Consider the following 14,685-nt stretch of genomic DNA (forward strand, 5'->3'; position numbering starts at 1 on the left):
GGTGATAACAGGACAACATGGCGTTGACGCTGTGAGAGGGCCATGATGCCGGCTGTTGCCAAGACGCTGCTGAAGCTGGGCTCCCGCCTGGGTTCCACCGCCCAGAACGCCCTGGAGGTCGCCCGGTTCGGAGGGTTCGACACCGACGAGGACGCCTCGCCCTGCGAGGTGGTGACCGAGCAGCGCGTCTACCGGCTGCGGCACTACTTCCCCGGCGCGGGCGGCGGGCCGGTCGTGCTGCTCGTCCCGCCGCTGATGATCACCGCGGAGGTGTACGACATCTCCTCGCGGGTCAGCGCGGTGCGCGTGCTGCGCGACCTCGGCGTCGACCCGTGGGTGGTCGACTTCGGGGCGCCCGAGCGGGAGCCCGGCGGGCTGGAGCGGACGGTCAGCGACCACGTCCTGGCCGTCAGTGACGCGGTGGACCGGATCCGGGAGGCCACCGGCCGGGACGTGCACCTCGCCGGGTACTCGCAGGGCGGCATGTTCGTCTACCAGGCCGCCGCGTACCGGCGCAGCGAGGGCGTCGCGTCCGTGGTGACGTTCGGGAGCCCGGCCGACACCAGCGTCGGGCTGCCGTTCGGGCTGCCGAGCTGGCTCGCGTCCGAGGGCGTCGAGCGCATCCCCGACGCCCTGCTCGGCGGGTTCGCGGTGCCGGGCTGGGTCACGCGGCTCGGGTTCCAGCTCCTCAGCCCCGTGAAGTCGGTGCGCTCCCGGGTCGACTTCATCCTCCAGCTCCACGACCGGGAGCGGCTCGCGCCCCGGGAGCGCCAGCGCCGCTTCCTGGAGCGGGAGGGCTGGGTGTCGTGGCCCGGACCGGCGCTGGCGGAGTTCATCCGCCAGTTCATCCAGCACAACCGCATGCTGACCGGCGGGTTCCTCATCGGCGACCGGCTCGTCACGCTCGCCGACATCACCTGCCCCGTCCTGACGTTCGTCGGGGAGGTGGACGAGATCGCGGCGCCGCCGATGGTGCGCGGGATCCGCCGTGCCGCGCCGCGCGCCCAGGTGTACGAGGCGTCGCTGCGCGCCGGGCACTTCGGGCTCGTCGTCGGCAGCCTCGCCATCGCGCGGACGTGGCCGGCCGTCGCCGCGTGGGCGCGCTGGCGGGACGGCGAGGCGGAGCTCCCCGAGATCGTCGTGCCCGTCGCCGGGGACGAGGAGGCCGCGTCCGCCGGGCTCCCGGGCGGCCCCGCCGGGTACGGCCTCCAGCTCGCCATGGGCGTCGGGGCGAGCGCCGCCCGCTCGGCGTACCGGACGGCCTCGCGGGCCGTGCACGGAACCCGCCAGCTCGGCGGGGAGGCCGCGCAGAACCTGCCGCGCCTGGCCCGGCTGGAGCGCATCCAGTCCGACACCCGCATGTCCATGGGGCTGCTGCTGGACGAGCAGGCCCGCCGCATGCCGGACGAGGTCTTCTTCCTCTACCAGGGGCGCGGGCACACCCACGACGCGGCCAGGCGCCGCATCGACGCCGTGGTCCGCGGCCTGATCCACATCGGGGTGCGGCGCGGCGACGCGGTCGGGGTGCTGATGGGCACCCGGCCGACCGCGCTCGCTCTCGTCGCCGCGCTCAACCGGCTCGGCGCCGTCGCGGTGCTGCTGCGGCCCGACGGCGACCCGGCCGCCGAGGCGCGGCTCGGCCAGGTCACGCGGGTCATCGCCGACCCCGAGCACGCCGCGGCCGCCGCGGGGCTGGAGGACGTGCCCGGCTTCCTGCTGGGCGGCGCGGGACGCGGCGAGCGCGGTCCGCTGATGGACATGGAGGCCATCGACCCGGACCGGGTCGAGCTTCCCGGCTGGTACCGGCCCAACCCGGGCCGGGCCGGCGACCTGGCGTTCGTGGTCTTCCGCGGTGACGGGGACCAGCTGCGCGCCAGCCGCATCACCAACCGGCGGTGGGCCCTGTCGGCGTTCGGGACGGCGTCCTCGGCCTCCCTGTCCTCGTCCGACACCGTCTACAGCCTCACGCCGCTCCAGCATCCGTCCGCGCTGCTGATGAGCCTCGGAGGAGCCGTCGCGGGCGGTGCGCGACTGGCCCTGGCGAGCGCCCACGCCGATCCCGGGGGGAGCGGGGGGTCGTCCCCCCGCAAGGAGTACGACCCCGAGACGTTCTGGGACGAGGCGCGGCGCTACGGCGTGACCGTCGCCTCCTACACCTGGACGCTGCTGCGCGAGCTCGTGAACGCGCCGCCGGACCCGGCCGAGCGGCACCACGCCGTCCGGCTGTTCATCGGGTCGGGCATGCCGCGCAACCTGTGGCAGCGGGTCGAGGAGCGGTTCGCGCCCGCGCGGGTCCTGGAGTTCTACGCCTCCACCGAGGGCGAGTCGGTGCTGGTCAACCTGAGCGGCAAGAAGCCCGGGTCGCTCGGGCGGCCGCTGCCGGGCAGCGCCGGGGTGCGCCTGGCCCGCTACGACCTGGAGAACGGCCGGCTCGCCGAGGGGCCGGACGGGTTCGCCATCCCCTGCGAGCCCGGCGAGATCGGCATGCTGCTCGCCCGGGTGCGGCTGTCGGCGATCGGGTCGGCGGCCCGTCCCGTGCGGGGCGTGTTCCGCCCCGAGGACGCCTGGACGATCACCGGGGACCTGTTCCGGCGGGACGCCGACGGCGACTTCTGGCTCGTCGGCCGGGAGACCGAGCTGATCCGCACGGCCGACGGCATCGTCCCGCCCGGCCCCATCCGGGACGCGCTGGGCGACCTGCCCTACGTCGACGCCGTCGCCGTCTACGGGATCCCGGTGGGCGACACGGAACTGGCCGCGGCAGCCGTCAGCCTGCGGGCCGCCCCCGGGTCTTCCGCCGAGGGCGCCGTCAAGCCGGTGGACCTGTCCGAGGCGCTGCTGCGGGTGGAGCCGGGGCTGCGGCCCGCGATCGTGCGGATCGTGGACGAGGTGCCCGTCACGGCGGGACGGCGGCTGCGGACGGCGCCGCTGCGGGACGAGGGAGTCCCGCCGGCGGGGGACGGGCGCGCCTTCTACCGGGACAAGGCGGGCGCGTACCGGCCGCTGACGGACGCCGCGCGGCGGCGGCTCCTCAAGGCGGCGCCCGCCCGCGAGGCCCGCTGACGCCCAAGTCACCGCCGATAAGTCTGGACTTACAGGCGGCCGTTGCGTTAGAACAAAGCGACAGAATTCGCGCATTTGTTGCACGCGTCCGGAGGGGTCATGACGAGTGTTCTCGCGCCGCCGCCGCAGGGCAGCGACCTGAAACCGGTGCCCGGCGTCCCCGGCGTCCCCTACATCGGCAGCACGCTCGCGGTGATGCGCGACCCGATCGGGATGGCCCGCAAGCGGTACGCCGAGTACGGCCCGGTCGCCTGGGGATGGCTGCTCGGCCAGCGGATGGTCACCGTCCACGGCCCCGAGGCCGCCGAGGTCGTCCTGGTCAACCGCGACAAGGCGTTCGCGAACGGGCCCGCGTGGAGCTACTTCATCGGCCCGTTCTTCAACCGCGGCATCATGCTCCTGGACTTCGAGGAGCACCTGCACCACCGCCGCATCATGCAGCAGGCGTTCACCCGCCCCCGGCTGCGCTCCTACATGGACGCGATGGCCCCCGGCATCGTCAAGGGCGTGGAGTCGTGGGAGCCCGGGCAGGGCTTCAAGGTCTACGACCACATCAAGAAGCTCACGCTCGACCTCGCGGTGGACGTCTTCATGGGCGTCGAGCTCGACGACGCCGAGCGGGCGCGGGTCAACGGCGCGTTCATCGACGCCGTCCGGGCGGGGACGGCCTACGTCCGCTTCCCGGTGCCCGGCCTGCGCTGGCACAAGGGCCTCCAGGCGCGCAAGGTGCTGGAGGAGTTCTTCCACCGGCACCTGCCCGCCAAGCGCCGGGGCGACGGGAGCGACCTGTTCTCGGCGCTCTGCCAGGCCGAGACCGACGACGGCGAGCGGTTCACCGACGAGGACGTCGTCAACCACATGATCTTCGCGTTGATGGCGGCGCACGACACCACCACCATCACGCTGACGACGATGGCCTACTACCTGGCCAGGTACCCCGAGTGGCAGGAGCGGCTCCGCGAGCAGTCCCTGGGGCTCGGCAAGGAGAGCCCCGGCTTCGACGACCTGGACGCCTTCACCGGCATCGACATGGTGATGAAGGAGTCGATGCGGTTGGTCACGCCCGTCCCGGCGCTCCCGCGCAAGGTCGTCAAGGACACCTCCATCCTCGGCTTCCACGTCCCCGCCGGGACGACCGTCGTGGTGCCGATGCTCAGCAACCACCACATGGCCGACTGGTGGACCGACCCCGACGAGTTCGACCCCGAGCGGTTCTCCCCGGAGCGCCGCGAGGACAAGGTCCACAAGTACGCCTGGGCGCCGTTCGGGGGCGGGGCGCACAAGTGCATCGGGCTGCACTTCGCCGGAATGCAGGTCAGGACGATCCTGCACCAGATGCTCCTGCGGTACCGCTGGAGCGTGCCCGCCCGCTACGAATGGCCCCTGGACACCACGTCCCTTCCCTCGCCCAAGGACGGGCTTCCCGTCCGCCTCGACCGACTGGAGCAGTGAAGATGAGCAAGGTCGTCGCCATCACCGGGGCCGCGCGGGGGATCGGCCTCGCCACCGCCCGCGCCCTCAAGGCCAGGGGCGCCACCGTCGTCATCGGCGACATCGACGAGACCGCCGTCAAGGAGGCCGCCGAGTCGCTCGGCGTCACCGGCCTCGCCCTGGACGTCACATCCCGCGAGTCGTTCACCGCCTTCCTCGACAGGGCCGAGGAGGCCGCCGGGCCCCTCGACGTCGTCGTCAACAACGCGGGCATCATGCCGATCGGGCCGGTCACCGACGAGAGCGACGCCGACGCCCGCCGCTGCATCGACATCAACGTGCACGGCGTGATGCTCGGCACCAAGCTCGCCCTCGACCGGATGCTGCCGCGCGGCCGGGGCCACGTCATCAACATCGCCTCGCTCGCCGGCGTCATGTTCACTCCCGGCCTCGCGCTCTACAACGCCAGCAAGGCCGCCGTCGTCGGGTTCACCGAGGCGACCCGGCTGGAGGTGGCGGACCGCGGCGTGCACGTCAGCGCCGTCCTGCCCACCTTCACCAACACCGAGCTGACCGCGGGGACGCGCAGCCCGAAGGGGCAGAAGAACTGCGAGCCCGAGGACATCGCCGCCGCGGTCGTCGAGCTGGTCGGCAGGCCGCGCCCGCAGGTCGCCGTGCCGAAGAAGCTCGGCACGCAGGTCCGGCTCGGCGCGCTGCTGCCCGAGCGCGTCCGGCGGGCGACCTCCCGCCGCCTCGGCCTCGACAAGATCTTCCTGGAGTACGACCCCGAGGCGCGCAAGGGCTACGACGCCCGCATCCGGTCGGGTTCCTAGACCGCTCCCGCCCGCCGCGCCCTGCGGAAGGCGCGGCGGGCCGGCGGCAGGTAGCGGACGGCCTCGGGCAGCAGCGGCCACACCCGTCCCGCCGCGCGGACGGCCGCCGCGAACCGCCGGTGCCGGCGCTCGTCGGCGGCGCTCCACGGCAGGTCGAGCAGCTCGCGCATGCGCGGGTGCATCCCGCCGACCGTGATGAACCGGGCGACCGCGTTCAGCGGCGGCGACACCGCCCGCCACACCGGCGCCGGCACCCTGGGCGGCGCCGGCAGCCCCTTGGTCACGTACCCGACGCCGTACCGCGCGGTCCTGTGCGCGACGATCTCCTCGTCCAGCATCCGCTTCCAGTACGCCTGGAACGCCTCCCAGTCGTCCGGCATGGCCCGGTCGCTGACCCCGTACATCCGGAACCAGGTCTTGGACTCCTCGTAGATCCGGCGCTTCTCGTCCTCGCCGAGCGGCCGGATGAAGGTCTCGACGCCGTAGAGCATGTTGTCGAGGAAGGTCGCGTGCGCCCAGTAGTAGGTCTCGGGATCGAGCGCGTGGTAGCGGGAGCCGTCCGGCATCGTGCCCTTGATCTCGCGGTGGTAGTCCCGCACCCTGCGGCCCGTCTCGCCGGACCGCTCCCCGCCGTACACGGTGTTCAGGATCGGGCCCGCGGACCGCTTGACCCGCGCGAACGTCTCGGTGAAGAACACCGAGTGGTCCAGGACGCCCTGGCCGAGCGCGGGGAGCATGTTCTGCAGCACGCCCGCCCGCGGGCCGACGAGGAACATCCGGGTGTCGCCGAAGTACCGCCAGGTCAACGACCCGGGTCCGAGGGGGGCCGGGGTCCGCGCGTCGGCCTCGTCCGTCATGTGCACCGCCGGGGGTCGGAACGGGACTACAGAACGACGATCATTGTAACTGTGTCCCATCCGGTGGCGGGGCGCCGGCCGTCCGGCGGCTAGGGTGCGGGCATGACCACGGACGCGACCATCACGCAGGGGCTGCGGGACCGGCTGGCGGCGCCGGACGCCGGCGCCGACGACCTCGACACCCGCATCCTCGACGCCGCGCTCGCGGAGTTCGAGACCTACGGGCTGCGCCGGGTCAGCGTCGAGGACGTCGCCAAGCGGGCCGGGGTCGCCCGCACCACCATCTACCGGCGGTTCACCAACAAGGAGCAGCTGGTCCAGGCCGTGATCCTGCGGGAGTGCCGCCGCTTCCTCACCGCCATCGCCGACGCCACCGAGGACCTCGCCTCCCCCGAGGACGCCGTCGTCGAGGGCTTCGTGGTCGGCCTGCGCAACGCCCGCACCCACCCGCTCATGACGCGCGTCCTGCAGAGCGAGCCCGAGGCGTTCCTGCCGCAGCTCAGCATGAACGGCGGCGCGGTGATGCTCGCGGCCCGCGACATCCTCGCCGACCGCCTGCGCCGCGCCCGCCCCGGCGACCCCGATGACCACGGCACCGTGGCCGAGGTGCTGCTGCGGGTCGCGGTCTCGCTGCTCCTCGTCCCCGGCGGCGGCCTCGCCCTAGACGACGAAGACGCCACCCGCGCCTTCGCCCGCGAATATTTGTCGCGCCTTCTGTGTTAATTGCTTTTTTCTCCTCCTTCGGGCCTGGCGGCCCTCCATCGTCGACAAAAGCGGGCGATCGCTGGCATCGCTCCGGCTCGCCTGGCGGCTCGCTGCGCGATCAGGTTCTCGCAAGCTCGAACCTGCCTTCGGACGCGATCGCTGTACCTATGGCAGTGCTCTCCTCCTTCGGGCCCGGAGGCCCTCCATCGTCGAGAACTGCGGGCGATCGCTGCATCGCTCCGGCTCGCCTTGAGGCTCGCTGCGCGATCAGGTTCTCGCTTCGCTCGAACCTGCCTTCGGACGCGATCGCGACCATTGAGGTTGTTGCGTGGTTGCGGTGGGGGCTGAGGTTCTTGCGGGGGGTCCCGTAGGCTTTGGGTGTCGAATTTCGTTCTAGAAGCGAGGTGGGGCATGGCGGCGGTCGTGCAGACGTCCTACGGGAAGGTCCGGGGGGCGGAGCGGGACGGTGTGACCGCGTTTCTCGGGATTCCCTATGCCGCGCCGCCGTTCGGGGCCGACCGGTTTCAGGCTCCGCGGCCGCCCGAGCCTTGGGACGGTGTCCGTGACGCCGTCGAGTACGGGCCGACCGCGCCCAAGCCCGGCTACCCCCCGGTGTTCGCCGCTCTCGTGCCCGACCCCCAGATCCCCGGTGACGACTGCCTCAACCTGAACGTGTGGACTCCCCGCCTTCCGGACGGCGAGGAGGGCCTCCCGGTGATGGTGTGGATCCACGGCGGTGCCTTCCGGAACGGATCGGGCGCGGTGCCCGTCTACAACGGCCGCAACTTCGCCCGCGACGGCGTCGTCTGCGTGACGATCAACTACCGGCTCGGCGTCGAGGGCTTCGCGTATCTGCCCGGCGCTCCGCCCAACCGCGGGCTGCTCGACCAGATCGCCGCCCTGGAGTGGGTCCGCGACAACATCTCCGCGTTCGGCGGCGACCCCGCCCGCGTCACCGTGTTCGGCGAGTCGGCGGGCGGGATGAGCGTCACCACCCTGCTCTCCCTCGACCTCGGCCTCTTCCACCGGGCCGTCGCGCAGAGCGGCGCGGGCAGCATCGCCCAGGACCCGGCCGACGCCCTGCTCGTCACCAAGGAGATGGCGGCCCGGCTCGGCGTCGAGCCCACCGCCGAGGCGTTCGCCGCGCTCGACCCGGCCGCCGTCATCCCCGTCCAGAACGAGGTCGCCGCCGAGGTCGCGATGCTGCCCGACCCCGGCCGCTGGGGCGCCACCACCGCCGCGGGCGGCATGGCGCTCACGCCCGTCCTGGACGGCGAGCTGATCACCCGGCGCCCCGAGGACGCCATCGCCGCCGGCGCCGGGCGGGACGTGGACCTGCTCATCGGGTACACCACCGAGGAGTTCCGATTCTTCCTGATGCCGACCGGCATCGCCGCCGACCTGACCGACGAACTGGTCGGCGCGGTCGCCGCGGGCATGGGCGTCCCGCCGGGGCTGCCCGCCGCCTACCGCGCCCACCATCCGGAGGCGACGTCCGGCGAGCTGCTCGCGACGATCATCACCGACAGCCTGTTCCGCATCCCCGCCCACCGCGCCGCCGCCGGGCACTGCGCGTCCGGCGGGCGCACCTGGATGTACGAGTTCGCGTGGCGGTCGCCGAACCACGACCTCGGCGCCTGCCACGCGCTGGAGCTCGGCTTCGTCTTCGACAACCTCACCGGCGAGGAGGAGGGCCTCACCGGGCCGAACCCGCCGCAGGCGCTCGCCGACCGGATGCACCGAGCCTGGAACCGCTTCGCCGTCGACGGCGACCCCGGCTGGGAGCGGTTCGACCCGTCGGACCGCGCGGTGATGGTCTTCGACGGCCCCGGCGACGCGATCGTCCACGACCCCCACAGCGACGACCGCGAACTCTGGGACTAGAGCAGCCCTTTCACTACGTGCTCTGCGATGGCCAGGGAGGATGTGGCTGCGGGGGACGGGGCGTTGCGGAGGGTGGTGATCGGGCCCAGGCGGCCTATGCGGAAGTCGTCCACGAGCGTGCCGTCGGGGTCGACCGCCTGGGCGCGGACGCCGGCGGGGGCCGGGACGACGTCGGCCGCCGTCAGCTCGGGGACGAAGCGGCGGGCCTCGGCGACGAACGCCCGCCTGACCGCCGACCCGTACAGCTCCCGCGCGCCCGTGCGCCAGTGCCGCCGGGCCAGGCGGCGGAAGCCGGGCCAGCGGAGCGCCTCCCACAGGTCCTCGGGACGGACGTCGCGCCGCCGGTAGCCCTCCCGGGCGAGGGCGAGGACGGCGTTCGGGCCTATGTCCACGCCGCCGTCCACGCGCCGGGTGAAGTGGACGCCGAGGAACGGGTAGCGCGGGTCGGGGACGGGATAGATGAGACCGCGAACGAGATCCGTCCGGGACGGGACGAGCCGGTAGTACTCGCCGCGGAACGGGACGATCGCCGGGGCCGGGGAGTCGCCCGCCAGCCGCGCCACCCGGTCGGACTGGAGACCGGCGCAGACCACCAGCCGGTCGAAGGTCAGCTGCTCGTGCGGGGAGGCGACCGTGACGCGGTCGCCCGCCCGGCCGATCCGCACGACCTCGAAGCCGAGCCTGACCTCGCCGCCGCCGTCCGCGACGTCCGCCGCGAACGCGCGGGCCACCGCCGGGAAGTCGACGATCGCCGTGGTGGGGGAGTGCAGGGCCGCCACGCCCGCCGCGTGCGGCTCGATCTCGGCCAGCTCGCCGCCGGCCAGCCGCCGCAGCCCGGGGACGCCGTTGGCCGTCGCGCGGCGCTCGATCTCCTCCAGCGCCGCCGTCTCCGCCTCGTCGCGGGCGACGACGAGCTTGCCGCACTCCTCGTACGGCAGGTTCCGGTCGGTGCAGAACTCCTTGAGCAGGCCGACGCCGCGCCTGCACAGGGTCGCCTTCAGCGACCCCGGCGCGTAGTAGAGGCCCGCGTGGGCGACGCCGCTGTTGCGGCCCGTCTGGTGGGCCGCGACGCGGTCTTCCTTGTCCAGGACCGTCACTCTCAGCCCCGGACGCTCCAGCGTCAGCCTGCGGGCGATCGCCAGCCCGACGATGCCCGCGCCGACGACGCCGACCCGTGTCTCCGCCACATCCGCACCCTAGCGGGGGCGCGGCTCAGCTCCCGAGGCGCTTGCGCCCCTGCGCCCGCACCCGCTTGCGCTGGGACGGGTCGAGCATCATGTACCCGACGAGCGGCGCGCCGAGGACGCCGAGGATGATCAGCGCGCTCAGCCACCACGGGAAGACGAACAGGGTCAGGAAGCCGACGACGACGCCGCCGATCACAAGCTTGGTCTGGGTCGACATCTCGCACCTCCGTTGACGGACCGCCCACTTGTAGAACGGCCGTCGGGCGACCGCTGTTCCACGATATGTCGCGAGTCGGCCCGAGCGCCATGGCGGAGGCGCCCCGTCAGATGCGCCCGGCCAGATGCGCCCCGTCAGATGCGCCCGTCAGATGCGCAGGGACAGCTGGCCGCCGCCGAGGGTGCGGAGGACCTCCGCGTGGAGCCTGCCGTTGGTGCACACGACGCTGCCGCCGTCCGGGCCCGGCACGCCGGACAGGTCGGTGAACATGCCGCCCGCCTCCTCCACGATGACCTGGAGGGCGGCGAGGTCCCACAGGGACACCTCGGGCTCGGTGGAGATGTCGACCGCGCCTTCGGCGACCATCATGTGCGACCAGAAGTCGCCGAACGCCCGCGTCCGCCACACCGAGCGGGTCAGTTCGAGGAACCGGGGCAGCCGGTCCTGCTCCTCCCAGCCGCTCAGGCTGGAGAAGGACAGGGACGCGTCGGACAGCTCGCCCACCGACGAGACGCTCATGCGGGACGCGCGGGTCAGGCTGCGGCCCGTCCAGGCGCCGCCGCCCCGGGCCGCCCACCAGCGGCGGTTCAGCGCGGGCGCCGACACCACCCCGACGACGATCTCGTCGTTCTCCATCAGCGCGATCAGCGTGGCCCACACCGGGACGCCGCGCACGAAGTTCTTCGTCGCGTCGATCGGGTCGATGATCCAGCAGCGGTTGCCGTAGCCGGTCCTGCCGTACTCCTCGCCGAGGACCGCGTCGCGCGGGCGGGCCCGCTTCAGCGTGCCGCGGATCTGCTCCTCCACGCTGCGGTCGGCGTCGCTGACCGGCGTCAGGTCCGGCTTGGTCTCGACGTCGAGGTCGAGGGCGCGGAAACGCTTGGTCGTGATGTCGTCGGCCCCGTCCGCCAGCACGTGCGCGAGACGCAGGTCATCGGAATAGCCCGCCACGGCGAGCCACGCTACCCTGATCACCGCCCGTCGCGACACACGTACCCGGGCCGTTCCGGCTTTTCGGGCGGCCGGGACCGGCGCGCCGGGCGCGATGTCCCGCTTCCGGGCGCGGGTGGTGGCAGCATGGGGGCCATGGCGCACGATCTCCCCGAGTGGGTGGCCGAGCTGACCGATCCCCGCCGGGCCGAGACGCTCGACGAGCTCGCCGACCGCCTCGTCCCCCTGGCCGAACACGCCATCGACGTCTCCCGTCGATTGCAGGCGCAACTCAACGAGCTCAACGACCCGTTCAAGCGCGAGGCGCTGTACGGGCGGGTGGAGCGCCTCAAGGCCCGCGTCGGCGAGGCCATGGAGGAGATCACCGCGGAGATCGCCGCGTCCGGGGAGGAGCGCATCGAGCGGGTCTTCGCTGACTGGACCGACCGCGCGGGCCCCGCCGGCGACGGCGACCGGGGCCGGGAGATGCGCCGCCGGCTCGACCGCGACGTCGTCCCGGCGCTGTCGCGGCAGCAGCAGGACGTCGCCGAGCGGGTCGCCGAGCGCACCTCCAAGGCCCTGGAGGAGGCGACGCAGCTGCTGCTCACCCGGGTCGAGGAGCTCGCCAGGGCGGTCACCGACCTGATCCACGACGTGCTCCCGCTGGCCCGCGAGGGGCTGACGCTCGCCAGCCGGATCTCGGCCCTGTCCGGCCACGCCCGCAAGGCGGGGCGGGGGCCGGTCCCGGCCGAGCTGAAGGACGCCGGAGCCGAGACGTCCCGGGCGTTCGACGAGGCCGTGGCGCGGCTGGAGCTGGAGTGGTCGGCGCTCGGCGCCCGGTCCGCGACCGTCCGGGCGGCGCTGCGCGGCGCGGAGGAGGCCGCGTTCAGCCAGGTCACCGAGGAGATGACCCGGTGCGTGGAGGAGCTCGCGCCCCGGCACGTGCAGGCGCTGAACGAGGCCGAGGCCAAGGCGCGCAGCCTGTTCGAGGAGTCGCGGGGCTAGACGGCCTGCGGGAAGCGGAACAGGCGCCCGGGGTCGTGGGCCGCCTTCACCTTCCTGAGCCGGTCCAGGTTGGGGCCGTAGTAGGCGCGGGCCCAGTCCTTCAGACCGGCGTCGATGTAGTTCACGTAGGCGGCGCCTCCCAGGTGGGGCTCCATCGCGGCGTGCGTGGCCGACAGCCAGGCGTCGTCAGGCGCCAGGTACTGGACGCAGAAGAGACCCTTGCGGTGCGGGAAGGCGGTGTCGCCCGGCCCGACGCGCGCGATCGCGGCGCCCATCGCGTCCATGAGGACCGAACGGTTCCCGACGTCGTTGCCCTTGTCGAACCGGGCGAGCAGAGCGCTGATCGCGTCGTCGGGCAGCGGCCTGTAGGCGATGTGCGACTTCCCCGAGTACTCGGTGCGGGGGAAGGCGCCGCCGGGACGCCGCCCCGGCAGGGCACCCCGCCCGTGGCACTGCTCGATCGACTGCCCGGCGCAGCCTCCCATGAACTTCATCGCGTCCATGTAGGGCCGGCTCTGGGCGGTGGTGGAGGCGGGATCCGCGCCCACGGCGGCCGTCAGGCGTTCCATGGGGCCGTCGGCGCCGGCGAGCGCGAGGCCCGTCACCTCGACGCCCGGAGCGCCCTGATCGGGGGCGGTGTCGAGGTGCAGGCTCGTCCAGACCTCGCCGGGCGCCGCCGGCGCCCAGCGCTGCCAGCCGCGCACCACGGCGGCCGCCTTCCGCCAGGGCCAGCGCATGCTGAACGGCGTCACGTCGCCGACCTCGTGCGTCCGGAACGTGAACGCCACCGCCACGCCGAAGTTGCCGCCGCCCCCGCCCCGGCACGCCCAGAACAGGTCCGGGTTCCGCTGCCCGTCGCAGGTCAGGACCCGTCCGTCCGCCGTGACGACCTGGACCTCCTCCAGGACGTCGCACGACAGCCCGTACGCGCGGGACGTCACGCCCAGCCCGCCGCCCAGCGTCAGCCCCGCCACGCCCACCGTGGGGCAGCTTCCGGACGGGACGCTCACACCGTCGCGGGCGAGCCCGTCGTAGAGGTCGATCAGCCGGGTCCCGGCCCCGACGGCCGCGCGGTCGCCGTCGCGCCTCACGCCGTCCATGGGGGAGACGTCGATCACGAGGCCCGGCCCCGTCGACCAGCCCGCGTAACTGTGCCCGCCGGACCGCACCGCCACCGGCATGCGCTTCACCGTGGCGAACGCCACGCATTCCGCGACGTCCTGCGGGGTCGCGCAGTAGGCGACGCCCGCCGGGCGGACCCGGTCGTAGCGCGGGATGTAGAGGCGCCTGGCCTCCTGGTAGGACGCGTCGGACGGGCGGACCAGCTTTCCTTCCAGGCCGCGTTCCAGGGCGTTCCAGTCGGCGGGGCCGGTCGGCATCGGCCTCGGCGGCGAGGACGGAGCCCGGCGCGGGCGGGGCCGCTCATCGGAGCACCCGGCGACGCCGAGCCCGCCAAGCCCGCCGAGCCCGCTGAGGGCCGCCGCCTTGAGCATCGCTCGCCGCTCCATGCGGCCATTGTCGCGCTAGATCACCTTTTGGCGGGCGGAATCCGCGGCGCCGCGGCCTATTCGGGCTCGCCCTCGCGGGCGGCGAGGAGGCGGCGCAGGGAGTCCAGGCGCGCCCGGCTGGCGTGGCCCTCCTCGACCCAGCCGTCCAGGCCGCAGTCGTCCTGGAGGTGGTCGCAGCGGGGCGGGCAGCGTTCGGCGGCGCCCTCGGCGAGGTCGTCGAACGCGCCGAGCACGTTCTCCGGGTCGACGTGCGCGAGGCCGAAGCTGCGCACGCCCGGGGTGTCGATGATCCAGCCGTCGCCGCCGGGCAGCTCCAGCGCGAGCGCCGAGGAGGAGGTGTGGCGGCCCCGGCCGGTGACGGCGTTGACGTGGCTCACCGCGCGTTCGGCGTCCGGGACGAGGGAGTTCACCAGCGTCGACTTGCCGACGCCGGAGTGGCCCACGAGCACGCTCGTGCGGCCGGCGAGGCGGCGGCGCAGCTCGCCGAGGTCGCCGCCGCGCTCGGTCACGACGTAGGGGACGCCGAGCGGCGCGTACTCGGCGACCAGGGCGTCCGGGGACGCGAGGTCGGCCTTGGTGAGGCAGAGCAGCGGGGCCATGCCGGCGTCGTAGGCGGCGACGAGCTGCCGGTCGATCATGCGGGGCCGCGGCTCGGGGTCGGCCAGCGCCGTCACGATGACCAGGCTGTCGGCGTTCGCGACGATGATCCGCTCGAACGGGTCGGTGTCGTCGGCGGTGCGGCGCAGCGCCGAGGTGCGCGGCTCGACCCGCACGATCCGGGCCAGGGTGTCCTGGGCGCCGGTGACGTCCCCGACCAGCGCGACGCGGTCGCCCACGACGACGCCCTTGCGGCCGAGCTCGCGGGCCCGCATCGCGGTGACGGCGCGCTCGTCGTCCGTGCCGGGGTCGGCCAGGCACCGGTAGCGGCCGCGGTCCACGGCCGTCACGAGGCCGGGCGAGGCGTCCTCGTGCGCGGGACGGCGGCGGGTGCGCGGCCGCGACCCGCGGCGCCCGGGCCGCACCCGGACGTCGTCCTCGTCGTAGTCGTGTTTTCGTGCCAGTGGT

Annotated in this window: 12 protein-coding genes; 6 read left to right on the forward strand and 6 right to left on the reverse strand. The window is 73.7% G+C overall.

Annotated features, from left to right (window positions below):
- Positions 1–42 precede the first annotated feature (42 nt).
- From ABWI04_RS06720 to ABWI04_RS06730, 3 genes are all read left to right on the forward strand, one after another.
- The gene (locus ABWI04_RS06720) at positions 43–3,063 is read left to right on the forward strand and encodes an AMP-binding protein (RefSeq protein WP_353831775.1); all 3,021 of its coding nucleotides are present in this window, start codon (positions 43–45) and stop codon (positions 3,061–3,063) included.
- Between the two features lie 99 nt (positions 3,064–3,162).
- On the forward strand, positions 3,163–4,515 hold the full coding sequence (locus tag ABWI04_RS06725; RefSeq protein ID WP_353831776.1) for a cytochrome P450: 1,353 nt from the start codon (positions 3,163–3,165) through the stop codon (positions 4,513–4,515).
- A gap of 2 nt (positions 4,516–4,517) precedes the next feature.
- The gene (locus ABWI04_RS06730; protein WP_353831777.1) at positions 4,518–5,327 is read left to right on the forward strand and encodes an SDR family oxidoreductase; all 810 of its coding nucleotides are present in this window, start codon (positions 4,518–4,520) and stop codon (positions 5,325–5,327) included.
- Here the strand turns inward: ABWI04_RS06730 and ABWI04_RS06735 are convergent.
- Positions 5,324–6,184, reverse strand: coding sequence for an oxygenase MpaB family protein (locus tag ABWI04_RS06735; protein ID WP_345184940.1), 861 nt, complete (start codon positions 6,182–6,184; stop codon positions 5,324–5,326). The two genes, ABWI04_RS06730 and ABWI04_RS06735, sit on opposite strands and share 4 nt — an antisense overlap.
- A 102-nt stretch (positions 6,185–6,286) precedes the next feature.
- Between ABWI04_RS06735 and ABWI04_RS06740 the strand changes: the two genes are divergently transcribed.
- The gene (locus tag ABWI04_RS06740; protein WP_345184943.1) at positions 6,287–6,907 is read left to right on the forward strand and encodes a TetR/AcrR family transcriptional regulator; all 621 of its coding nucleotides are present in this window, start codon (positions 6,287–6,289) and stop codon (positions 6,905–6,907) included.
- 393 nt (positions 6,908–7,300) lie between these two features.
- Complete coding sequence (locus ABWI04_RS06745; RefSeq protein ID WP_353831778.1) at positions 7,301–8,773, forward strand: carboxylesterase/lipase family protein; 1,473 nt, start codon at positions 7,301–7,303, stop codon at positions 8,771–8,773.
- Here the strand turns inward: ABWI04_RS06745 and lhgD are convergent.
- From lhgD to hisN, 3 genes are all read right to left on the reverse strand, one after another.
- Positions 8,770–9,960: an L-2-hydroxyglutarate dehydrogenase gene (lhgD, locus tag ABWI04_RS06750; RefSeq protein ID WP_353831779.1), complete on the reverse strand. Its 1,191-nt coding sequence runs from the start codon at positions 9,958–9,960 to the stop codon at positions 8,770–8,772. The genes ABWI04_RS06745 and lhgD overlap by 4 nt on opposite strands.
- Before the next feature lie 25 nt (positions 9,961–9,985).
- Positions 9,986–10,177, reverse strand: a complete 192-nt coding sequence (locus ABWI04_RS06755) for a tail-anchor membrane protein (protein WP_141577897.1) — start codon at positions 10,175–10,177, stop codon at positions 9,986–9,988.
- Between the two features lie 147 nt (positions 10,178–10,324).
- Positions 10,325–11,128 (reverse strand): histidinol-phosphatase, encoded by an 804-nt coding sequence (gene hisN / locus ABWI04_RS06760; protein WP_345184954.1) that lies wholly within the window; start codon positions 11,126–11,128, stop codon positions 10,325–10,327.
- A 135-nt stretch (positions 11,129–11,263) separates the two neighbouring features.
- Here hisN and ABWI04_RS06765 point away from each other — a divergent pair, with 135 nt between their 5' ends.
- Positions 11,264–12,112, forward strand: a complete 849-nt coding sequence (locus ABWI04_RS06765) for a hypothetical protein (protein ID WP_345184957.1) — start codon at positions 11,264–11,266, stop codon at positions 12,110–12,112.
- Here ABWI04_RS06765 and ABWI04_RS06770 read toward each other — a convergent pair.
- Positions 12,109–13,620, reverse strand: coding sequence for an FAD-binding oxidoreductase (locus ABWI04_RS06770; protein ID WP_353831780.1), 1,512 nt, complete (start codon positions 13,618–13,620; stop codon positions 12,109–12,111). The genes ABWI04_RS06765 and ABWI04_RS06770 overlap by 4 nt on opposite strands.
- A gap of 56 nt (positions 13,621–13,676) precedes the next feature.
- Positions 13,677–14,681: a ribosome small subunit-dependent GTPase A gene (gene rsgA, locus ABWI04_RS06775; protein WP_345185038.1), complete on the reverse strand. Its 1,005-nt coding sequence runs from the start codon at positions 14,679–14,681 to the stop codon at positions 13,677–13,679.
- Positions 14,682–14,685 lie beyond the last annotated feature (4 nt).

The organism is Actinomadura sp. NPDC000929 (genome assembly GCF_040492065.1).
In the GTDB taxonomy this organism is placed as follows: Bacteria; Actinomycetota; Actinomycetes; order Streptosporangiales; family Streptosporangiaceae; genus Spirillospora; species Spirillospora verrucosospora.